The sequence below is a fragment of the Micrococcaceae bacterium Sec5.1 genome (genome assembly GCA_039636795.1).
Classification (GTDB): domain Bacteria; phylum Actinomycetota; class Actinomycetes; order Actinomycetales; family Micrococcaceae; genus Arthrobacter.
Genome location: CP143430.1, coordinates 2,586,859 through 2,606,807 on the forward strand (window position 1 = coordinate 2,586,859; position 19,949 = coordinate 2,606,807).

22 protein-coding genes are annotated in these 19,949 nt (G+C 62.1%); 13 read left to right on the top strand and 9 right to left on the bottom strand.

Annotation, left to right across the window (positions count from 1 at the left end):
* Nucleotides 1-123 precede the first annotated feature (123 nt).
* The 4 genes from VUN82_11820 to VUN82_11835 all read left to right on the top strand — a co-directional run bounded on the left by VUN82_11820 (nucleotide 124) and on the right by VUN82_11835 (nucleotide 3,984).
* The gene (locus tag VUN82_11820) at nucleotides 124-1,626 is read left to right on the top strand and encodes an APC family permease (protein ID XAS74463.1); all 1,503 of its coding nucleotides are present in this window, start codon (nucleotides 124-126) and stop codon (nucleotides 1,624-1,626) included.
* Nucleotides 1,620-2,387: an SDR family oxidoreductase gene (locus VUN82_11825; GenBank protein XAS74464.1), complete on the top strand. Its 768-nt coding sequence runs from the start codon at nucleotides 1,620-1,622 to the stop codon at nucleotides 2,385-2,387. Before VUN82_11820 ends, VUN82_11825 begins: the two co-directional genes overlap by 7 nt.
* Before the next feature lie 34 nt (nucleotides 2,388-2,421).
* Nucleotides 2,422-3,234 carry a MoaF C-terminal domain-containing protein gene (locus tag VUN82_11830; protein ID XAS74465.1) on the top strand — a complete coding sequence of 271 codons (813 nt, stop codon included), beginning with the start codon at nucleotides 2,422-2,424 and terminating at the stop codon, nucleotides 3,232-3,234.
* Between the two features lie 123 nt (nucleotides 3,235-3,357).
* Nucleotides 3,358-3,984: an XRE family transcriptional regulator gene (locus tag VUN82_11835; GenBank protein ID XAS74466.1), complete on the top strand. Its 627-nt coding sequence runs from the start codon at nucleotides 3,358-3,360 to the stop codon at nucleotides 3,982-3,984.
* A 62-nt stretch (nucleotides 3,985-4,046) separates the two neighbouring features.
* On the opposite strand, the gene VUN82_11840 is transcribed toward VUN82_11835, so the two are convergent.
* From VUN82_11840 to VUN82_11855, 4 genes are all read right to left on the bottom strand, one after another.
* Nucleotides 4,047-5,336, bottom strand: a complete 1,290-nt coding sequence (locus VUN82_11840; protein XAS74467.1) for an ammonium transporter — start codon at nucleotides 5,334-5,336, stop codon at nucleotides 4,047-4,049.
* Nucleotides 5,337-5,456: 120 nt separating this feature from the next.
* On the bottom strand, nucleotides 5,457-6,590 hold the full coding sequence (locus VUN82_11845; GenBank protein XAS74468.1) for a tyramine oxidase subunit B: 1,134 nt from the start codon (nucleotides 6,588-6,590) through the stop codon (nucleotides 5,457-5,459).
* A 142-nt stretch (nucleotides 6,591-6,732) separates the two neighbouring features.
* Nucleotides 6,733-7,986, bottom strand: coding sequence for an allantoate amidohydrolase (locus VUN82_11850; protein ID XAS74469.1), 1,254 nt, complete (start codon nucleotides 7,984-7,986; stop codon nucleotides 6,733-6,735).
* A complete protein-coding gene (locus VUN82_11855; protein ID XAS74470.1) occupies nucleotides 7,987-9,123 on the bottom strand; it encodes an FAD-dependent oxidoreductase in 1,137 nt (378 codons plus the stop codon).
* A gap of 121 nt (nucleotides 9,124-9,244) precedes the next feature.
* On the opposite strand from VUN82_11855, the gene VUN82_11860 reads away from it, so the two are divergent.
* Complete coding sequence (locus VUN82_11860; protein ID XAS74471.1) at nucleotides 9,245-10,129, top strand: LysR substrate-binding domain-containing protein; 885 nt, start codon at nucleotides 9,245-9,247, stop codon at nucleotides 10,127-10,129.
* Between the two features lie 22 nt (nucleotides 10,130-10,151).
* On the opposite strand, the gene VUN82_11865 is transcribed toward VUN82_11860, so the two are convergent.
* Nucleotides 10,152-10,538 carry a helix-turn-helix domain-containing protein gene (locus VUN82_11865; protein XAS74472.1) on the bottom strand — a complete coding sequence of 129 codons (387 nt, stop codon included), beginning with the start codon at nucleotides 10,536-10,538 and terminating at the stop codon, nucleotides 10,152-10,154.
* 82 nt (nucleotides 10,539-10,620) lie between these two features.
* Here VUN82_11865 and VUN82_11870 point away from each other — a divergent pair, with 82 nt between their 5' ends.
* Nucleotides 10,621-11,031, top strand: coding sequence for a RidA family protein (locus tag VUN82_11870; protein ID XAS74473.1), 411 nt, complete (start codon nucleotides 10,621-10,623; stop codon nucleotides 11,029-11,031).
* Nucleotides 11,032-11,139: 108 nt separating this feature from the next.
* Here the strand turns inward: VUN82_11870 and VUN82_11875 are convergent, their stop codons facing one another.
* Nucleotides 11,140-12,657 carry a HAMP domain-containing sensor histidine kinase gene (locus tag VUN82_11875; protein ID XAS74474.1) on the bottom strand — a complete coding sequence of 506 codons (1,518 nt, stop codon included), beginning with the start codon at nucleotides 12,655-12,657 and terminating at the stop codon, nucleotides 11,140-11,142.
* Complete coding sequence (locus VUN82_11880; GenBank protein ID XAS74475.1) at nucleotides 12,654-13,364, bottom strand: response regulator transcription factor; 711 nt, start codon at nucleotides 13,362-13,364, stop codon at nucleotides 12,654-12,656. Before VUN82_11880 ends, VUN82_11875 begins: the two co-directional genes overlap by 4 nt.
* Before the next feature lie 168 nt (nucleotides 13,365-13,532).
* On the opposite strand from VUN82_11880, the gene VUN82_11885 reads away from it, so the two are divergent.
* From VUN82_11885 to VUN82_11905, 5 genes are all read left to right on the top strand, one after another.
* A complete protein-coding gene (locus VUN82_11885; protein XAS74476.1) occupies nucleotides 13,533-14,039 on the top strand; it encodes a hypothetical protein in 507 nt (168 codons plus the stop codon).
* Nucleotides 14,040-14,094: 55 nt separating this feature from the next.
* The gene (locus tag VUN82_11890) at nucleotides 14,095-14,310 is read left to right on the top strand and encodes a cold-shock protein (GenBank protein XAS74477.1); all 216 of its coding nucleotides are present in this window, start codon (nucleotides 14,095-14,097) and stop codon (nucleotides 14,308-14,310) included.
* A gap of 58 nt (nucleotides 14,311-14,368) precedes the next feature.
* Nucleotides 14,369-14,971, top strand: coding sequence for a DUF1214 domain-containing protein (locus tag VUN82_11895; GenBank protein XAS74478.1), 603 nt, complete (start codon nucleotides 14,369-14,371; stop codon nucleotides 14,969-14,971).
* Between the two features lies 1 nt (nucleotide 14,972).
* Complete coding sequence (locus tag VUN82_11900) at nucleotides 14,973-15,626, top strand: DUF1254 domain-containing protein (protein XAS74479.1); 654 nt, start codon at nucleotides 14,973-14,975, stop codon at nucleotides 15,624-15,626.
* Between the two features lie 100 nt (nucleotides 15,627-15,726).
* Nucleotides 15,727-16,074 carry a ParB N-terminal domain-containing protein gene (locus VUN82_11905; protein XAS74480.1) on the top strand — a complete coding sequence of 116 codons (348 nt, stop codon included), beginning with the start codon at nucleotides 15,727-15,729 and terminating at the stop codon, nucleotides 16,072-16,074.
* Between the two features lie 23 nt (nucleotides 16,075-16,097).
* On the opposite strand, the gene VUN82_11910 is transcribed toward VUN82_11905, so the two are convergent.
* Nucleotides 16,098-16,685: a helix-turn-helix domain-containing protein gene (locus VUN82_11910; protein ID XAS74481.1), complete on the bottom strand. Its 588-nt coding sequence runs from the start codon at nucleotides 16,683-16,685 to the stop codon at nucleotides 16,098-16,100.
* A 48-nt stretch (nucleotides 16,686-16,733) separates the two neighbouring features.
* Here VUN82_11910 and VUN82_11915 point away from each other — a divergent pair, with 48 nt between their 5' ends.
* Both VUN82_11915 and VUN82_11920 read left to right on the top strand, forming a co-directional pair.
* Nucleotides 16,734-17,339 carry a cupin domain-containing protein gene (locus VUN82_11915; protein ID XAS74482.1) on the top strand — a complete coding sequence of 202 codons (606 nt, stop codon included), beginning with the start codon at nucleotides 16,734-16,736 and terminating at the stop codon, nucleotides 17,337-17,339.
* A gap of 12 nt (nucleotides 17,340-17,351) precedes the next feature.
* Nucleotides 17,352-18,479, top strand: coding sequence for a HoxN/HupN/NixA family nickel/cobalt transporter (locus tag VUN82_11920; protein XAS74483.1), 1,128 nt, complete (start codon nucleotides 17,352-17,354; stop codon nucleotides 18,477-18,479).
* 253 nt (nucleotides 18,480-18,732) lie between these two features.
* On the opposite strand, the gene VUN82_11925 is transcribed toward VUN82_11920, so the two are convergent.
* A complete protein-coding gene (locus VUN82_11925) occupies nucleotides 18,733-19,887 on the bottom strand; it encodes an epoxide hydrolase family protein (protein ID XAS74484.1) in 1,155 nt (384 codons plus the stop codon).
* Nucleotides 19,888-19,949 lie beyond the last annotated feature (62 nt).

A 19,949-nucleotide genomic window follows, 5' to 3' on the forward strand; every position in this document is an offset into this window, starting at 1 on the left:
CCGGAAATCTCCGGTCAGGCGGCCTGTCTCCCCACGCCCGTGCAGCTTTCCGGCTCACCGGCGGGTACCCAGTTGTGCCAAAAAGCACGACCTTCGCTCGTACATCTCCCAGGAGTAAACCCCGTGAAACCTCAATTCCCTGAGCAAGGCGCTGCCGGCACCGAGCTCTCTTCCAATGCCTTGGGCGTCGGAGGCATCGTTTTTCTGGTGCTGGCAGCGGTAGCCCCGTTGACCGGCATCATCGTTATCGCGACACTAGGCATTGCCCTGGGCAACGGAGGGGGTATGCCCGGTGCGTTTATCATCGCAACCCTGATTTTGTTGCTCTTCGCTGTCGGCTACGCACAAATGGCCAAGAAGCTCGTCAGTGCCGGAGGGTTTTACGCTTTCGTCGTCAAAGGCCTCGGCCGTCGCATGGGCCTTGTGGCAGGCAACATCGCCCTGCTCGGCTATAACTGCTTTGTGGCTGGAGCCATCGGCACGTCCGGCTTCTTCACCGCCACAGTCATCAAAGAACTGACAGGACTGGACCTGCCGTGGTTCGTCTGGAGCCTCATCACCGTGGTGCTGATTTTCTTGCTGACACGCCGAGGCATCGATTTCAGCGCAAAAGTGTTGGGCGTCTGCCTGGTCCTGGAGGTGTCCATCCTCTTGATCCTGGACTTCAACGTTCTGCTCACGCACGGGTTCTCATTTGAAGCGCTGATGCCCCAGGCAGTGTTCTCGGGATCACTGGGACTGGCCTTGCTCTTCGCAGCCAATTGCTTTGTCGGCTTCGAAGCAACCGGCCTGTTCAGCGAGGAAGCCCGGGACCCCCACCGCACGATCCCGAAAGCGACGTACATCGCCATCTTGTTCATTGGCGCTTTCGCTGCATTCACGACGTGGGCCATCGTCAGCGCCCTGGGTGTCGCCCAGGCACAGGACACCGCCATCGAGCACTTGCCCACAGGTGACTTGGTCTTCATGCTCTCAAATCAATACCTCGGCGACACCCTCACCAAGGTCATGATGGTCCTGCTTCTGGTCTCACTCTTCGCTGCGCTGCTGGCACTCCACAACTCGGCCGCCCGCTACATCTACGCCTACGGCCGCGTCGGAATTCTGCCGAGAGCCCTCAGCCGCACACGAAGCTCCAACGGATCCCCCCAGAACGCCAGCGCCGCGCAGCTACTTTTCGGCACGCTGATTGCGGGAATCTACTACGCGGCTGGTTTGGACCCCATTACCGCCCTGACCGCCTCAATGACGGGATTCGGCACCTTGGGAATCCTGACCCTTCAAATGCTTGCCGCTGTGGCCGTTGTCGTCCACTTCCGCCGCAACAGGGACCCAAGGCTCTGGAAAACCCTGGTAGCCCCGAGCCTTGGAGCACTCGGGCTTGCCCTGATCGTGCTGCTGGCGATTCTAAACTTCACCGCACTGGCCGGTTCCGACAATCCCGTCATTGGCGCGCTGCCGTGGCTGCTCGTTGTTGCGGTTCTCACCGGACTCGCCACTGCGCAGTGGCTCAAGTCCCGCAGGCCTGAGATTTACCACGAGCTGCTCAGCGACATGGAGCACTACGACAAAGCGCATCGCGACCTCGCCGATGCCACCAGCACATCTGGACCCGGCGCATGGTAGACCTCCGACTAGAGGGCCGGCGAGTCCTGGTCACCGGCGGAACGTCGGGCATCGGGCTCGCAGTGGCCGATGCCTTCGCCAGAGAAGGGGCCAACGTAGGCATTGTCGGCAGGTCGTCGCAACGGCTCTCGACGGCGGTGGACGACTTACGTGCGAGACATCCCCACGTAACCGTCGTCGGAGGCGTCTGTGACATGTCCGACGAGTCAGCTGTACAGTCCGCCACCAGTGACCTGGTGTCACAATTGGGCGGGTTGGATCACCTTGTCAGCAGCGCCGGCATCTCTGGATCCCTCGGCAGCCCTGTGGATCAGGTTCCGGCCGAGGAGTTCATGGAGGTCCAACGGACCAACGTGCTGGGCCCGTTCCTGGCGATCAAGACAGCGTTGCCCCATCTTCGCGAGGGGACAGGTGCGACATATACGCTCATCGGCAATGACTCCGGCTTCGTCGCCGTGCCAGGCATGTTGGCTTACAACGCATCCAAGGGCGCAATCGTCCAGCTGACTCGGGCTTTGTCGACGGAACTCTACAATGACGGCATCCGCGTCAACAGCGTCTGCCCGTCAATCGTGGATACGCCAATGGCCCGCGAAGGCCTCGGCATTGACTCATTTGAGAACGCCGGATACCCCGTCAGTAAGCCCTCGGATGTTGCCTGGCTTGTGCTCAGTCTTGCATCCCCTCTCTCCGGCCCTGTCAACGGTGTCTCCCTCATGGCTGACTACGGCTACCACGCACGGTCGTCTTTTCCTGCCTGAACGACTACCGCAACCACCACGAAAGGATTTCATTTTGAACACCACAACAACGCCCGAGTTTATTTCCGTCGGCGCCCTGGGTGAGGGTTTCGCCGTTAACAACAACATTCTCGAAGTGAACGAGGGCCTGAACGGCCAGGGCTTAATGCTCCATTTTCCCGGCGGACGCACTCACGAGTGCCGGATCTTGAACAGCCAGACACTGGTCTGGGACGGCCGGGAGCAGGACGCACGCGTCACCTCCGTCAGGGAAGGCATTTACTTCATTGATTTCCTCATGGGCGACGGTTTCCTCGTGGGCGACTCGGTCAAGAAGTCAGTAAGCCTCGTACTGGACAACAACAACGGGCAAGCGACCCTGATAGAGGGAGCACTCCCTGACGAGCAAGCCACTTCCATCAGTGCCTACGACAGGGCACGCCAAGGCACGGAACTAACTGGAGTTGAAGCAGCCATTCTTCACGGCTCGGTAGGCGGGACGCACGGCGGAACCGCACACGCCCCCACCGGCGAACTGATCGGGCTAAGGAACCGTTACCACTACAGCCCCGAAGAGGTATACGAACACGTTTACCTGAACAACAACTTCTACACGTGGCACTGCATTGAGGGCTCAGAAGCCGGTCTGGGTGACACCGACCGCTGCAACTACATCAAAATCGCTGAGGCTCTGTATCTTTTCGTCTGGCGTGAAAAGATCGTCCCCACCCTCGGCGTCATTCTCATCGATATGAACCGACTAAAAACAGACGGCAAGATCTTTGGGTACAACGGCTTCGACTTCTCCACCTACACAAACTTCCCCGTGGGTGCCATTACGGAAGTAGTCAACGTCACCACTCACTAAGGCGTCTCCGGTTTCGGCATTGCTGTAGGCCCATGCAGGATGCAGAGCGCCGTGGCCCATATGTCACGTGGGTCTCGGTGGGGCCCCACCGGGCATTCTGCGTGGCCTGCCTATACTCAAACCATGACAACCGAGAACGCCCCGAACACTCCCTCTACAGCGGACTCGTCCCCTCCGGAAAGTGGTCAGCAGGGCGCCCTCGAAGCCATTATCGCGCTGCAAGTCAGGCGCTACAGAGTCGAAGCCGGCATGTCGGCCGCTGAACTTGCTATTCGTACCGGGCTTTCCAAGGCCATGGTTTCCAAGATTGAGTCCGCCAGCACTTCATCTTCTTTGACAACCCTTCAACGGCTGGCGTTGGGGCTTAACATCCCTGTCACCGCCCTTTTCCAGGGGGCTGATACGGAGCGCGAGGCCTCGCTCACTCGTGCCGGAGAAGGGAGCGTCACGGTACGGACCGGAACTCGACATGGCCACGAGTATCGTTTGCTGGGCTCCCTTAAGCGGCGGGAACATGCCGTCGAACCCACTCTGGTCACCCTTTCCAGTGCCTCTGATGTTTTCCCGCAGTTCCAGCACACGGGCACTGAATTCATCTACATGCTCGAAGGTCGAATGGTTTACAGTCACGGATCCTACGAGTATGAGCTCGCACCAGGAGACTCGTTGTTGTTCGAGGCTGAGGGACCGCACGGACCACTTCGGCTAACGGAACTCCCCATTCGCTTTCTGGCAGTTGCTTCGCATTAATTGCAGTGGTACGACTGCAACTATTTCCGGGGCGTAATCGGTCTGCACATCAGGTGCGGCAATTATGAGCGTGAAGGGGAGCCGAGCATTTCGGGTTCTTCGTCGATGAGGTAGGCTTCTTCGGCGTGGGCGGCGATGTCGATGCCTCGCATTTCGTCTTCCGGTCGTATGCGCAAGCCGACGGTGACGTGGACGAGCTTAGCTACGAGCCATGTCACGGCGAACGAGTAGACCAGCACTGCCCCAGTGGCCAGCGCCTGTGTGCCCAGCAGGCCCAGTCCGCCCCCGTAGAGCAATCCCGCAGTCTTGTTGGGTGCAGCTTCGGTCGCGAAGATGCCGATGAGCAGTGTGCCGATGACGCCTCCCACGAGGTGCACGCCCACAACGTCCAGGGAGTCATCAAAGCCGAGGCGAAATTTCCATTCGACCGCCAGGGAGCACACGGCTCCGGCGATGGCTCCAATGGCAATGGCACCCAGCGGGCTGACTGCGCCACACGCTGGAGTGATGGCAACGAGGCCGGCCACGAGACCGGATGCGGCCCCGATGCTGCTGGCGCGCCCACGGCGGAGGCGTTCGACGGCGATCCAGCCCAGGAGCGCAGCGGTACCAGCCACCGCGGTGGTCAGAAAGACGACCGATGCGGTGTTACCGGCGGCGAGGGCTGAACCGGCATTGAATCCGTACCAGCCGACCCAGAGCAGACCGGCACCGACAAGTACCAGCGGGCGGCTGTGCGGACGGACGTGTTCGCTTTTGGGCCAACCGGCGCTGCGGCCGAGCACCAGCGAAAGCGCCAACGCTGCGACGCCGGCGTTAATGTGGACGGCCGTTCCGCCGGCGAAGTCGATGGCTTTCAGGCTGTTGAGGATCCAGCCGCCGGTGACAGTGCCGTCAGGGGAGTTGAGGGCAAAGACCCAGTGGGCCACGGGCAGGTAGACCAGTGTTGACCAGAGCGCCGCGAAGAGCATCCATGCGCCGAACTTCATCCGCCCGGCCGCGGCACCGGCGATGATGGCAGTGGTGATCCCGGCGAAGAAGAGTTGGAAGACGGCAAAGACTGCTGGGGGAACGTCGGCGTTGGGATCAGCGGCGAGCAGCTGGTTCATGCCCAGGTATTGGATGGGATCGCCGATCAGGCCCAATCCACCGATGGAATTGCCGAAGACTGCCGAGTAGCCGAAAGCGGCCCAGAGGACCGCGACAATGCTGACGCCGCCGAAGCACATCATCATCATGTTCAGTATCCGGCGTGAACCCACCATGCCTCCGTAGAACAGAGCGAGGGCGGGGATCATCAAACACACCAAAGCCGAGCTGACCAGCAGCCAGGCGACATTTCCGGAATCCATGGGATGCCCTTTCTGAGGAGAGTGGGAATGTGCCCCACGCCGGTTTGCGGCGCGGGGCACACACGTTTACTTATGGACCGCAATCACCGGGCGCGGCCCGGCGGTAGGAAGCGCGTGGGATTATGCGAGGGCCGGGGTGTCCCAGAGATTCAGGACCGTACCGATGTTCTTCTCCTCGGCAGCGTGGTAAAGATCGGTGGCCCAGGCGACATCCTCAATGGGCATGCCGCCTACGGAGTAGAGGATGACTTCCTCATCGTCGCGGCGGGCAGGGAGCTTGCCGGTGGCAATGTCCGCGATCTCCTCGATTTTCGAGGCCGGAATCTTTCCTTCCTCCAGAAGCCCGAACCAGTGTGATCCCGGAATGCCGAGGATTTGGTAGGCCGTGGGTCCATATTCTTCGAGCCACGCCTGGTAGAGGCCTTCGGCGTCGATGACCAGGCGGGCATCGCCCTGCAGGAAGTCGTCGTCGAAACGGGCAGCAGCGGGAAGGAGCAGCAGTGCACCGGGCTTGATGGCTGATTTCGGGAAGTACGGGAAGGCGTCGCTGCCGGCGGCATCGGTGGATGTGGTCGCCATAACCACATCGGCGTCGGCGATGGCGTCTTCGATGGTTTCAGCTGCGGTGACGTTGGTGAGTTGGGGGAAGGTTGCTTTCGCCCAATCCACAAAGGTGCCGGTGCTTCCTTCGCTACGGCCCTTCACGTACAGGGTGTCGATCGAAGGGCGCAAGGCCAGCGTGGTTGAAAGGACCGAGCGGGCGATGACACCGGGGCCGACCACCGCTGCGACTTTGGCGTCGGCCTTGGCCAGGTGCTTGACGCCGACGCCGGGAACGGCGCCTGTGCGGTATGCGCTCAGCAGGTTTGCGCTCATGATCGCCAGTGGCGCGCCAGTGTCGCTGTCGTTCAGGACGAATACGTGGATCGAGCGGGGAAGTCCCTTCTTGCGGTTTTCAGTGTTGGAGCCGTACCACTTCACGCCCGAGGTGCCGAAGCGGCCGCCCAGGTAGGCGGGCATAGCCATGAAACGACGATCCGGTCCATCCTTTGGCATGCCTTCAAACTCAGGAGCGATGGGGAAAGTGATCATGGCGCCGTGGGAATTGCCGTTCTCGCCGGCCATTCGGTAGTCCCCTTGACGCAATAGAACGAGGGCTTCCTCCATGACGTCGGTGCATCGGACGAGATCGCCGACGCCGGCCTCGATCATGTCGGGCTCGCTCAGGTAACGGAAGTTGATTTGTGTGGACATGGCACTCCTTAGTCGTTGAATCTTATGAAACATGAATTACTAACAGTAAACACGGAAGGGATTTCTGATGGGTCAAGCCAGCGTTTCCGGCTTGTTACTTCTTTCTCGGGGACATTCCAGAGCGGCTGTTTTGCTGAACGCCTCAGTTCATGAGGCTCGCGAGTGCGTCGGCCAGAGCCTGCGCCCCGATTTCGGCGTCCTCGTCCACCACGTGTTCTTCGGGGGAGTGGGAGACGCCGCTGGGATTCCGGACGAATACCATGGCGGTGGGCACGAAAGGTGAGAGGACCCCGGCGTCGTGACCGGCTCCGGTGTCGAGGATGGGCGCATCCGGCAGGGCGTGCTGCAGTTGATTCTGCAGGCCTAAGTCGAAATGAACGGTGGGGCTGCGGGATTCTTCTGTCAGCTCCAAGGTGCAGCCTTCTTCAGCAGCAATCAGCTGGGCCTGGCGCTGGATGGTCTCAACGAGCGATGCGGTAATGGCGTCGTCCGGGTGCCGGACATCGAGCCAAAAGTCCACCCTGGAGGCGATGACGTTGGTGCCACCCGGGATTGGCTGAAGCCGCCCGACAGTTGCCCGGGCGTGGGATTGGTTCTTCGCGGTGTCGCGGATGGCGACGACCATGCGTGAAGCGGCGATCATGGGGTCTTTACGATCGGCCATGAGCGTTGTCCCGGCGTGGTTGCCCTGTCCTTGAATGCTGAGCCGCCAGCGGCCGTGTCCCAGGATGGAGGAGGCAATTGCGATGGGCCGGTCGAGGTCGATGAGCCCCCGGCCTTGTTCCACATGGAGTTCAACGAACGCCCCGATACTGCCAAGGAGCTGCTCATCCTTGCCGATGTAGCGGGGGTCCAAACCGTTGGCGCGGGCGATGTCCGCAAAGGTGTTGCCGTCCGGATCCCGTAGGTTTCGGGCTTTGTTGGGGTCGATGGCACCTGTCATCAGACGGGAGCCCAGGCAGGCCACCCCGAAGCGGGACCCTTCTTCTTCGGGGAACACCGCGATGGCCAGTGGCCGGGCCGGAATGGGGTTTCGGGCTTTGAGGATGTCGACGGCGACGAGGGCCGAGGCGACGCCAAGGGGTCCGTCGAACGCACCTCCTCCGGGGACGGAGTCGAGGTGGCTGCCGGTGACGAGGCTGTTGCTTCGATCCCCTCCGGGGGTGTCCCACCACGCCCAGATGGTGCCGTTACGGTCCGTTTCCACAGACAGCCCGCGTCGGGTGGCTTGATCGATGAACCACGTCCGAAGGTCCAGTTCGGCGGTTGAATAGACGGGACGGGTGTAGCCTCCGCGCAGTGGATCGGTGCCCGTGGTGGCGATGTCGGACAGCAACCCGGTGACGGTGGCCGCCGTCGTGCTTGTCTGGATGGTGACAGGGGTGACGTGTTGCATTTAGTGGGCTCCTGCTGATGCGGCGGCGAGGCGGAACTGTTCCGGGACGGCTCCAGTGCCGGTGGCCAGGTCTGCGGCCAGTTGGCCGATCAGTGGCGCGAATTTCGCTCCGTGGCCCGAACAGGGGGACAGGAGGGTGATGCCCTCGGCGCGGTCCAGGATGAAGTCCTCATTGGGCGTATTGGTGAAGAGGCACGTGGTCTCTGCGTACGGTTCGGGGACCAGCCCCGGGAGGTATTTCTCGACGTAGTCGATGACTCGACGGCGGTTGGCCGGGTCGATCTGACCGTCCTGGTCCGCTGCGGACGGCAGAATTTTTCCGCCGTTGTATTCGGCGACCTTTTGTCCGCGGAAGCCGGCATCGCGGCCACCGGGCAGACCGTAGGCCTGCCAACCTTCGCGTTTGTGGATGAAGGTGGGCCACGGCGAGCTGCTGTCGGCGTACGGGAAGTGATAAGCCAGCTCCTGCCGCACTTCAAGAGCGGGGATACTTTCCAGGAATGAAGACGGCAGGGACAGGGAGCCCAGCAGCTGGGGGAGCCAGCCGCCCGCGGCGACGATCACGTTTACGGCCATCATCGAACGGCCGTCTTCGGAAGTCAGCGTGTAATGGCCGGCTGATCCTTTGATGGAGGCCACGGCCCAGTTGGTGTGCAGTGCCGCGCCATGGGCCACTGCCTGGTCAACCATGGCGGCCACTGATTCGTGGGCGTCGATCACGCCGGCGCCGGGGTGCCAAAGCACCTGGGTGTCGAAGGCGATCTGCGGCCATCGTGCCTGCGCTTCGTCGGGGGACAGGAGTTCATGGTCAATGCCGTGTGCGGACAAAGCCGCGGCGAGGCGTTCGGGTTGCCTGACCGTTCCATAGTCGACGGCGCCGGTAGGTGTAATGAGCTGTTTACCGCTCAGGCGCGCAAGCTCGTCCCAACCGGCCTTGGCCTCTTTGACCAGACCCGTGTAGAAGTCGCCCGGGTAGGCGTAGCGGAAAATCCGCGCCGATCCATGCGAGCTCCCGGCGTCGTTGGCCGGCGTCGAGCGTTCAAGCAGTGCAACGTCGTGGCCGCGGGCGGCAAGCTGCCAAGCCGTGGCGGCACCCGACAGCCCCGCTCCGACGACGACGTATTCGATCGATTCCATGGACGGCTCCTGTACGTGGTGGTTGTTGCGTTGTTTCGCTTCAACCAGTTACCCACGCGAGATTGAACTGCGTCCAATATCATTTCTGTAGCAATTATTAGCGTCAATCGAAAGAATCATCATGGAACTGCGACAGCTCCGCTACTTCCTCGTGGTCGCTGAGGAGCTCCACTTTGGCCGGGCGGCAGAACGCCTGCACCTTACGCAGCCACCGCTAACTGTCGCCATCAGACGGCTGGAGCGTGAGCTCGGGGTTCAGTTGTTTGACCGGACCACCCGACGCGTTGCGCTGACCCATGCTGGGGAGGCGTTCAAGCGGCGCGTTCAAGACGCAGTGACCGAACTCGACGAAGCGGCGGGTGACCTTGCCAGCGTCGCGGCGGGCCTCAGTGGCCGGATCAGGGTGGGCTTCGTCAGTTCGGCCAGCTACACCACCATCCCTGAAGCCATCAGGGCTTTCCGCCAACAACGCCCCCGCGTGGAACTGATCCTGAGTCCGCTCACCAGCGGTGAGCAGATCGAACAGCTGCTTGACGGCGACCTGGACATAGGGCTCATCCGAGATCCCGGAGAAGTTCCGGGACTGACAATGGAACTCGTGGGCACCGAAGACCTGGTCGCCGTCCTGCCTGAGGCGCACCCACTGGCTTTGCAGGAGGAAATCCGGCCCGCAGATTTGGAAGGGGAACCGATGATCCTGTTCCCGTACCGCCTGATGCCCGGATTCGTGACCCGGGTACACCGGTTGTTTGATGGATTGGAAACCTCCCCGCAGGTGGTTCAGCAGACGATCCACCAGGAAACCGTCCTGGGACTGGTAGCCGCGGGCCTGGGAATCTCCATCCTCCCCGCGTCAGTCCGACGCTTCCAGATGCCCGGCGTCCTGACCCGGCCCATCGCCGGACGGCCGCAGACGGCCCTCTACGCAGCCAGGGGACGAGGCCACTCGCCAGCGGTGGACCATTTCATGTCCGGCCTGCTGAGCAGTACGAGGTTGCGGGGCTGAAACTCGATGGGGTCGCCCACCGTCAGGTGTTTTCGGCCAGGTCCTGGGCATCGAAGGTCTCGCGTGCTTGTTCGATGTGGGGCATGTGCGCTGCGGCCCATTCCAGGAGCACGTCCATGGGGTGGCGAAGTGTCTTGCCGAATGGTGTGATGCGGTACTCGATCGCCACGGGGCGCGAGCTGAGCAGCTCGCGTTCGATGATGCCGTTGCGTTCGAGGCGACGCAGCGTCGCGGTCAGGGACTTCTGCGACACCGATGGGATCGCGCGCCGCAGTTGGCTGAACCGGCATGGCCGCTCGCAGAGTTCGTTGAGCACGCTCAATGACCACTTGTCCAGAACTTGATCGAGCAATTCCCGGTGCGGGGTGCTGATCTCCAGAGGGTCAGCATGGCTGGTGGTATCCGGCATGAAACCTGGTCTCGTTGAAGTGTCCTGCATCTACCAGGTATCAAAGATATACCAAGGTTCATCTCTCTTCCTAAGGAGTCTCATGTCTGTTCAGCGTTTCAGCCCGGAAGGCCTGTTGCAGCCCACCCCGTACCACCACGTCGCCGTCGGCACCGGCACCCGTCACGTTCACGTCGCCGGCCAGATTTCACGCCTGGCCGATGCTACCCCCGTCGCCCCGGGCGATTTGGCCGGCCAGGTCGCCCAGGCTCTCCGCAATACCGCGAGCGCGCTTGCCGGCGCCGAAGCGAGCTTCGACGACGTCGTGCGTTTGACGTTCTATGTCACCACTTGGGCCCCGGAGAAGATCACCGCTTTCATGGAAGGTATCGAAAGTGTCGCCGCGGAGATCGGACTGCCCACGCCGATGCCGCCGACCTCGCTGATCGGCGTCGAGTATCTGTTCGAACCGGATGTGCTCGTCGAGGTCGAAGCAACTGCAGTACTGGATTAGCAGCACCAGGTACCCGAACCGCCGCCGGGCTATGAGGAGCCACGGCGCGGAGTGTTCCCGTCCTGCGCCCCGTGGCACTTGGCGCCGGAGCGCCAGTAGCCTGAGTGCCTACAAGGCGTCCCCCGGTGAGGTAGCGGCCATGCGGGGGACCCGGATGCAAAAGCAGGCACCGTCGTCGGGGAAGTCTGTGGCTTCTGCGGTCAGCGTGAGTCCCATGCGTTCCGCAAGCCGTGCTGCGATGGAGAGGCCGAGGCCGCTGCCGGTGGGGCGTTGTCCGTTGTAGCGGTGATGGAGGACGCCGCGATCGAAGGCGACGGCGGTGTCTTCGGCCGTGAGACCCGGGCCGCTGTCCCGCACTTCGATGAGGATCACGTTGGAGGTGCCAGGGAACTGATCAGGGGATTGGGCCGACCCCGCGGTTGTGGGGCGTTCTTCTAACCTGGCGCGGAGGATGAGCGGTTTCCCTCGCGGGGTGACGCGCAGGGCGTTGCCCACGAGCCCGTCGATGATTTGGCGTAACCGTTGCGCGTCCGTAGTCACCAGCAATGGTTCACTCGTGGCTGCTTCCGGCAGCTGGAGAGTCAGTTCCACCCCGGCCTCCGTGGCTGCACCCTGCCATGTCCGCTGTACTTGTCCGAAGAGCGCTGCGACGTCGACGGGTTGGAGGTCCAGGGTGAAATCGTCCGCTTCCAGTCGGGCCAGTGCGAGAAGGTCGCGGACAAAACCATCGAGACGGTCCGTTTCCGCGGACAGTGTGCGCCCTATCCGTGACATGTCCTCCGGCGGGATCAGCCCGTCCTCAAGGGCTTCGGCGTAGCCCCGCATGGCGGTGAGTGGTGTTCGGATCTCGTGGGAGATGGACAGCAGGAATTCACGTTGCCTGCTTTCGCTGGACAGCAACGCGTGATCCAGGGTGTTAATGGCTTCTCCCACATCGCGCACCTCAGTAACTCCGGCCGGGTCAACGCGAACGGTCCGTTCACCGGCAGCCATCCGCCGCGCGGCTGCAGCAGTCCTGACGAGGGGGCCGGAGAGACGCCGGGCCAGCAGTGTTCCGGCAAGCACCGCGATTAACAGTCCGGCCGCAAGGGCCAGCAACGTGCGTTGGAGGAGCTGGGAGGAGGCGGCGTTCACATCGTCCAAGGACCTGCTCAGCACGATCCCCCCGCTCTTGGGAAGGGCCCTTGCCTCCACAAGGAGTTGGGCACCGTCATGGACAACTGTCGCGGACACCTTGTGGCCGGAAAGCACTTGTTGAATGTCGGCTGGCCCCAGGAGCTGTGTGGCTGGCCCCCGGACGGTGCCGGTGGCGGTGATGGTGGACAGCTCGTAGGTGTCCGGTCCAAGAAGGTGCCTCTCGCGAAGGTCCAGCGCCTGGGAGGCAACGGGTGCCGCGGCGAACGCGTCGGCTTGGCGGAACAGCTGCTGTCTGGCCTGTTCGACGGCCGCGGATCGTATCAGTGGGTAGGCGGTGCCTCCGGTGACCAGTACCGCCAGGACAGCCACCGCGGCAGTCACGAGCGTGATTCTTCCCGCCAGTGAGCGCAGCCAACCCGACGCCGGATTCCGGCTTTCGCGGTTAGCGTGACCGTCAAGCCCGCCGTTACCAGCGTCATGGATTTTCACGTGCGGCCGCCATCGACAGAGTATCCAACACCTCGCAGCGTACGGATGGGGCTGTCATCGCCGAGTTTGGAGCGAAGCTGGGCTATATGTACGTCCACGGTCCGCCCACCCGCGTAATTGGCCTGCCCCCAGACCGAAGACAGAAGCTGTTCACGGCTGAACACTCTGCCCGGGCTGGCCATCAAAAAGGCGAGCACGTCGAATTCCCTCGCGGTCAGCTCCACCGCTGAACCATCGACGCTGACAGTGCGGCTGCCCCGGTCCAGGGTCACGGAGCCAACCCGCAGGACGCCGCTGCCGGGGGCGCCCGTGCTTCGGCGCAAGACCGTCTTGAGCCTGGTCACCAACTCCCGAGGTGAAAACGGCTTAGTCATGTAGTCGTCTGCGCCCAGTTCCAATCCCAAAAGCATGTCCACCTCCTCGTCCCGGGCAGTGACAAAAATGATCGGTGTCCAATCCTCCTGAGTGCGCATCCGGCGGCATACCTCGATTCCGTCGATGCCAGGCAGCCCGACGTCCAACACGACAGCGACGGGTCGAAGACTTCTGACCCGCTCCAGGGCGCCTTCGCCGGTGGGTTCCACATGCACGCCGAACCCCGCTTGGCTCAGATACAGCCGTTCCACGTCGGCGATCGCACGCTCATCTTCCACGATCATCACCAGACCACGGGAAGGCGTCGCATCGGGAGTCGATGGTTGTTCCATGCTTCCATTGAACGCTCTGTTGGGGCGGGTAACGCAGCAAGGGCCCATACTTTACCGTCCCCTTACATTCCCCGAACCTGTCCCGGACGTCGGCAGGCGATAGTGGAATGGTAAGGACCCCTACTGGCCCAATCCAATGGGGTCCCACCGGATCACTCAGGAGACGTCATGAACAACAAGCAAATGCCAAGCGGTGACGTTATCCGTCGATGGCGGATGCGCGGTGCCGCCTTGGCGGCAGGTGCTGTCCTTCTCGGGGGAGCAGCAATTGGGGCAACAGCTGCCTCGGCAGACGGTCAGAGCCCGTCCCCTTCTCCAAGCGCGTCATCCTCAGCCTCGACGGCGGGACCGGACAGCGCGAGCCACGCTAAACATCCATTTGCCCGAGCCCTTCCAGCCGTGCTGAGGGTCAGCATCCGGGCCGAGGCCGGGTTCGGGGACAAAGCCCACGAGGTCGCTTACCTCCTGATCCACCACCCCAAGGCGTTCAGCAAACTCCCCGCAAATCTGCAGACCGACCTGAAGACCTTGGAAGCAGCCCCGGCATCAGAGCGGGACGCAGACGCCTCAAAAATCAAGGACACCGCACTCAACGGAGGCTACGGCGAGCAGATACAGAAACACGCAAAAAACATCCAGACGAAACTGGCCCAGACACCAGCAAAGTCCCAGTAGAGGGTTTAGGTCAGCGAAGTCCCAAAGCTCAAGTACCGCAACGATGGAGCATGAAATGGCGACTGGTACGGTCAAATGGTTCAGCACCGAAAAGCGTTTCGGGTTCATTGCCCCCGACGACGGTTCAGATGAGGTCTTCGCCCACTACTCGGCGATCGTCAGCGGCGGGTACCACTCCTTGGAAGGGAACCAGCGTGTCCAGTTCGATGTTGTGCAGGGCTCCAAGGGACCCCAGGCGGAAAATATTCGTCCTGTGGGGTGGCCGCGATAGCCAAGCTGCTCCGTCCTTCCGGAGCTTCACTCAGTGCTGCCGGTGGTAGCTTGCGGTTATGGTGAATGCCCTCGCTTGGTTCTCACAGTCCGGCATCGTGCAGGGCTTACTTCTCGGTGGGGTGCTTGCGTTCTTGACGGCGATCGTCGTGATGAATGCCGTGGGCAGGGCCATCACGACGACGGTCAACGGCTGGAGTGCCATCCCCAGGTGTGGCCAGCGTGGAAACGGAGTCTTTGTGCGGGCCGCCTGCGCGAAGGCCCTGCCTCTGGTTAATGTGTTTGAAGAGGCCGCGTATTGGACAACGAAGGTTGATGCTGCAGGACAAACCTTGAGCGGCGGGAACGGATATGTCCTGCGTTTCCCTGCCGGGCAACTCCCGCCCCATAACGCTTTCTGGTCTCTCATTCCGACCGATGTTGTCGGATACATGGTGAAGAACCCGACTAACCGGTACAGCATTGGGGACCGTTCACCCCTGGTGCGGAACGCTGACGGTTCGCTCGATATTTATCTCCAACACCAAGCGCCGGGCAGAAACGAGCAAAACTGGCTGCCGATTCCCTCGGGGAAGTTCAAGCTGACGTTCCGTGTGTATCTGCCCGGTCCGGCAATACTCGAGGGCTCGTACCATTTGCCACCTGTCATAAGGGCGCACTGACATGAACCGCCTCATCCTGAAGTACGGCCGTCCCCTTACTGTTGCCATACTGTTGATCTTCGCCTGGGTCATCTTCCGGCGGATCGTCAACGGGGACGAGATCATGCCTTTGGCGTTAGCCGCAGTCATCGTCTGGGGGCTGGGAACGCCGGCTTTCATTTTCTTTTGGCCGCGGCTTACGGTCCATGGCTACAAGAAGGCAATTCTTAAGCATGGTCTTGGGCAAGGCCCGATCCCTGTCAACACGCTGTATGCCGTGCCTGGAACGTCGTCCCCTTCGGCCTCCCATGGGAGCCTCATGGCGACCGGAGCCGACGATCTTCTCTACATCGGCGGCTGGCTTGACTTGGGCAACGGGCCGCAAGTTCTGCACGTTCCAGACATGGCCGAACGCTACTTCAGCTTGCAGTTCACCGACCCGTCGACGAGCGCCAACTTTGCCTACGTCGGCAAACGGACCACGGGAACCGAAGTCGGTGACTATGTTCTCAGCGGGCCGGTTTGGAAGGGGGCGATGCCCACCGGCATGATACAGATTTCCTCACCAGCCAATTCAGTGCTCGTCATTGGGCGTGTGTTCGTCGAGAACGACGACGATCTGCCGGTCGCTTACTCGCTTGCGAAGCAAATACAGTTGGCCCCACTGAGGCAGTAGAAGTCACCAACCCCATAGTTCCCATTGGCGATCAAGACTGGCCGGACAACGTTCTTCCTCGGATGAGCTGACTGCTGGGCGAAGGGGTCAAACTAGCTAGATGCCGATTGTTGAGATTCGCATTTCTGACTTGGAGCAGGACCCCATCGAACGGAGCCGTCCTCAGCTGGATCCGGAGCGGGTGTCCTATTACCTGGAGCATTTGGCCGAGTCCGCGCCGGTAGTGGTGTTCAGCGTTAATGGCCACTTGCTTTTAGCTGATGGTCACCACCGCGTCGCAGCAGCCGAACAGCTTGGCCGATCTACCCTAAGGGCGAATGTGCGAGAAGGCAGCAGGGGAGATGCCCTGCAGTTCGCGATCGAGATCGCACAGCAGCAGAGGAGCCTTTCACGGGAGCAGATCATGGAGGCCATCGCGCGCCGCGGGCGTCGACCAGAAAATCTGTAGACGCGGCTAAAGAACGTGAAGGGTCACAGCGTTCGGAGAGCCGCCGTTTCCCCCTGCCGGGCGTCGGAGGTGCCGGCCATTATGGCGACCAGAGCACAGATGGCTTTAACCGCATCTTCGTTGGAAAGCCCGTTGTCATGGCACAGTGACCGCCACGTCCAGAATGAAATAGCGTGGCCCATGATGGCACCGAGCCGGCCGGTCCTGTCTTGCTGTGAAAACGGTTCGCAGAGGACATCGCGAAAGTAGGCGTTGCGGGTTTCGAGGTCCTCTCGGTGTCCTTTCGGGAGCGCATCCTTGTCCGCATAGATGCGCGTCAGCATGGCCTCGCCGTCGCGATAGAAGCGGTAAAGGTCGGACAAGCCGAACTTTAGCCGTTCCAGGGGATCGGAATGCCCGGACCAGGCGGCAGGGTCCGGAAGCTGCTGCTGTCCGCGCCAGTGCGAGGAGCACGCGGAGAATAACGCCTCATCGTCAGGAAAATGCCGATAGACCGTCAGGCGCGTGACACCGGCCTTCTCGGCGACTCCGGCGATCGTCGTGCGCGCCGGTCCCACCGAGCCGTGGAGGGCCACGGCGGCATCGACAATACGCTGCCGTGTGCTGTCCACAAGTTCGGCCCGCCTGCTCATCTGATAGCGGCGGGATTTGGATGAACCATGCTGTTCACTCAAAGTATTGACACCCGTTCTTTGCGGCCGGACAATTTCGATATACACCATTGTATATCGAAATTAGAAAGCGGACTTGTGATGGACATTGAAGGGGCTCCGCGGCTGACGGTCGTGCAGCCGGGACAAGGGCGGCAGAGCAGCCTCGGAAGCATCGGGGTTGTGTTCAAGCTGTTCGGCGAACACACCAATGAGCAGATCTCGATCGTGGAGCATCCGTTCCCGGTCGGGGCCCTGGTTCCGCCGCACACGCATACCCGTGAAGATGAGTATTCGATCGTCCTTGAAGGGGAGATCGGGTTCAGGTCGGGCGAGCGTGAGGCCGTGCTGGGCGCTGGTGGCTACATCACCAAGCCGCGCGGGGAACTGCACACCATGTGGAACCCAGGCAAGGTCCCGGCACGGATGATCGAGGTGATTAGTCCTGCGGGGTTTGAGCATTTCTTCTGGGGATTGGCCGATCAACTCGAAGCCGGGCCACCCGATCCCGAGGCCATCGGCAAACTTGCTGCCAAATACGGGCTTCAGTTCGGGGAAGCCCCGTGGCTGCCGGAGATCATTGCCCGGTATGGCCTGACGCCTCCAATGGGCTGACAGGAACCGGTCATGGGTGTCCTGGCTTCCCTTGAGCGGCCGAAGTTCAGCAGTGCAAGAACCGCGCGGTGGCGGCTGACTCCCGTGGCAGGCATGGCGGGCACCATCATCGCTTTGCACGCGGTGGGCTGGGGTGTTTTGGTTTTCAGCATCGTTCCTCAAAGCCTGCACCTCAGCTCCACACAAATCTTCGGCATGGGGATCGGAACCGGCGCGTACCTGCTAGGAGCACGGCACGCGTTCGACGCCGACCATATCGCAGCCATCGACTGCACCACCCGCAAGCTCATCGGTGAGGGCCTTAGGCCGCTCTCGGTGGGCTTCTGGTTCTCGCTCGGCCACGCCAGCGTCGTCTTCGGACTTTGCGCACTACTGGCAGGAGGAGCACAGTATCTCGGAATCCTCGTCGGTAAGGACGCCTCGCCCCTGCGCGAAGCTCTCGGGCTGGCTGGAACCACTATCTCGGGAGTGTTCCTCTATATCCTGGCGGCACTCAACGTGACTCTTCTGATCCGGGTCGTTGTGGACTTCCGCCGGCTTCGGGCTGGCCACGCAGTGCCTCCAGAGACCGGATCTCCCACAACGCTGATGGTCCGTGTCCTGCGGCCGGTCATGCGGAGCATCACGCGCCCGTGGCAAATGTACTTGGTAGGGCTGCTTTTCGGCCTGGGGTTCGACACGGCGACTGAAGTGGCCCTGCTGGTCATTGCCGGCGGCGCGGCCACAATGGCGCTTCCCTGGTACGCCGTCCTGATCCTGCCAGTGCTTTTCGCCGCCGGCATGAGTCTGTTCGACACGGTGGACGGATGGTTCATGAACCTCGCCTATAACTGGGCGTTCTCGAAGCCGGACCGCCGGCTTCAGTACAACATCGTCCTCACGGGGCTCTCCGCAGCCGTCGCGCTAAGCATCGGAACGGTGGAGCTGATCTCCGTGGTTGTTGCAAAAACCGGAACCATTGGAGGGGCACTGGCGACGATCGGAAGCATCGATCTGACCGGATTGGGCTATGCGATAGTCGGCATGTTCGTACTCTGCTGGGTCCTGGCCGCTTGCGCCAGTCGATTGCGCACCGGCAGGAAAGCGCCTATCCGAACCAGGCCCGCTTTTAGTACGCCGAGCCGGACAATGAAACCTTGATGCGCCGGGCCTCGGCAACAGTCCTCTATAGCGCCCACCAGGAGTGTCCCGATTCCAAGGTTCTCTCGGGGTCCGACGGGACTCCGGCAAGGAAAAGGGCTCGTTTGTGCAGGTCAGGCGTCGTCGGGCGCCACCATGTCGTGGGCCACAGGTGTGGTCCTAGCGATTACACCCGTCGGAGAGTGGCGGGATTCGCCGCCGGGCCCAACCTGATCGAGGTCGGCCCTGATCGAGGCCGGCGCCCGCAGTGGTTTCAGCGCAGCCTGCTGAAGAACTCCCGGACGTCGGCGACGAGCAGGTCAGGGGCCTCCATGGCGGCGAAGTGGCCGCCGCGGCTGAATTCGGACCAGTGCACGAGAGTGTGTTCGAGCTCGACGGTGCGCCGGATCGACACATCCATGGGGAACACCGCGACCCCGGTCGGCACTTTGGAACGTTCACTCGCGCCCCAGGCTCCGGCGTGCGCGGTTTCATAGTAGCTGTTGGCCGAGGACCCGGCGGTGCCGGTCAGCCAATAGAGCATCACGTTGGTGAGTAACAGATCCCGGTCTACCGCGTCCTCGGGCAGTTCTGCGGCCGGATCGGTCCACTCCTTGAACTTCTCCACGATCCAGGCCAACTGCCCGACCGGGGAGTCGTGCAGCCCGTGCGCCAGGGTCTGCGGCCGGGTGATCTGGATCATCATGTAGCCGGACTGCTCGGTCTTCAGGTACTGCAGGTGATCCAGCCGCGCCCGCTCGGCCTCGGTCAGCTCGCCCGCCTCGTCCGGGTTGACCTCGGTGAACGCAGAGAGCCCGTTCGCGTGCACGCCGACGACCTTGTCGGGGTTGAGCCGGCCGAGCCCCGGGGAGATGACCGCGCCGGTGTCCCCGCCCTGCGCGCCGTAGCGGTCGTAGCCGAGCCGGCTCATCAGCTCAGCGAAGGCCCTGGTCACCCGGTTGGTGTCCCAGCCAGCCTCGCCGGTGGGTCCGGAGAATCCGCTGCCGGGGATCGACGGGATCACCAGGTGGAACGCGTCCGCCGGATCTCCGCCATGTGCCCTGGGGTCGGTCAGCGGGCCGATGACATTCAGAAACTCCACAATCGAGCCGGGCCAGCCGTGGGTCAGGATCAGCGGCAGCGCGTCCGGCTCGGGCGAGAGGACGTGCAGGAAGTGGATGTTCTGTCCGTCGATCTCGGTGGTGAACTGTGGGTACTTGTTCAGTTCCCGCTCGTAGACGCGCCAGTCGTAGCCATCGCGCCAGTACTCGGCCAGGCCCTTGAGGTAGCCCACCGGCACCCCGCGGCTCCAGCCGACATTGGGCAGGTCCGCGGCCCACCGGGTTCTGGCGAGCCGGTCCCGCAGGTCGTCCAGGTCAGCCTGGGGAATGTCGATGGTGAAGGGCCGGATCTCTGTGTTGTTCTCCATGCCGATAACTCTAGGAGCCGGTTAGGTCAGTTTCGGTCCTAGGACTATGGCAGACTTCAAAT

Coding starts and splice junctions, on each gene's coding strand:
- VUN82_11825 (XAS74464.1), top strand. CDS start 1,620: ATGGTAGACCTCCGACTAGAGGGCCGGCGAGTCCTGGTCACCGGCGGA.
- VUN82_11835 (XAS74466.1), top strand. CDS start 3,358: ATGACAACCGAGAACGCCCCGAACACTCCCTCTACAGCGGACTCGTCC.
- VUN82_11840 (XAS74467.1), bottom strand. CDS start 5,336: ATGGATTCCGGAAATGTCGCCTGGCTGCTGGTCAGCTCGGCTTTGGTG.
- VUN82_11845 (XAS74468.1), bottom strand. CDS start 6,590: ATGTCCACACAAATCAACTTCCGTTACCTGAGCGAGCCCGACATGATC.
- VUN82_11850 (XAS74469.1), bottom strand. CDS start 7,986: ATGCAACACGTCACCCCTGTCACCATCCAGACAAGCACGACGGCGGCC.
- VUN82_11855 (XAS74470.1), bottom strand. CDS start 9,123: ATGGAATCGATCGAATACGTCGTCGTCGGAGCGGGGCTGTCGGGTGCC.
- VUN82_11860 (XAS74471.1), top strand. CDS start 9,245: ATGGAACTGCGACAGCTCCGCTACTTCCTCGTGGTCGCTGAGGAGCTC.
- VUN82_11865 (XAS74472.1), bottom strand. CDS start 10,538: ATGCCGGATACCACCAGCCATGCTGACCCTCTGGAGATCAGCACCCCG.
- VUN82_11870 (XAS74473.1), top strand. CDS start 10,621: ATGTCTGTTCAGCGTTTCAGCCCGGAAGGCCTGTTGCAGCCCACCCCG.
- VUN82_11880 (XAS74475.1), bottom strand. CDS start 13,364: ATGGAACAACCATCGACTCCCGATGCGACGCCTTCCCGTGGTCTGGTG.
- VUN82_11885 (XAS74476.1), top strand. CDS start 13,533: ATGAACAACAAGCAAATGCCAAGCGGTGACGTTATCCGTCGATGGCGG.
- VUN82_11890 (XAS74477.1), top strand. CDS start 14,095: ATGGCGACTGGTACGGTCAAATGGTTCAGCACCGAAAAGCGTTTCGGG.
- VUN82_11895 (XAS74478.1), top strand. CDS start 14,369: ATGGTGAATGCCCTCGCTTGGTTCTCACAGTCCGGCATCGTGCAGGGC.
- VUN82_11900 (XAS74479.1), top strand. CDS start 14,973: ATGAACCGCCTCATCCTGAAGTACGGCCGTCCCCTTACTGTTGCCATA.
- VUN82_11905 (XAS74480.1), top strand. CDS start 15,727: ATGCCGATTGTTGAGATTCGCATTTCTGACTTGGAGCAGGACCCCATC.
- VUN82_11915 (XAS74482.1), top strand. CDS start 16,734: ATGCTGTTCACTCAAAGTATTGACACCCGTTCTTTGCGGCCGGACAAT.
- VUN82_11920 (XAS74483.1), top strand. CDS start 17,352: ATGGGTGTCCTGGCTTCCCTTGAGCGGCCGAAGTTCAGCAGTGCAAGA.
- VUN82_11925 (XAS74484.1), bottom strand. CDS start 19,887: ATGGAGAACAACACAGAGATCCGGCCCTTCACCATCGACATTCCCCAG.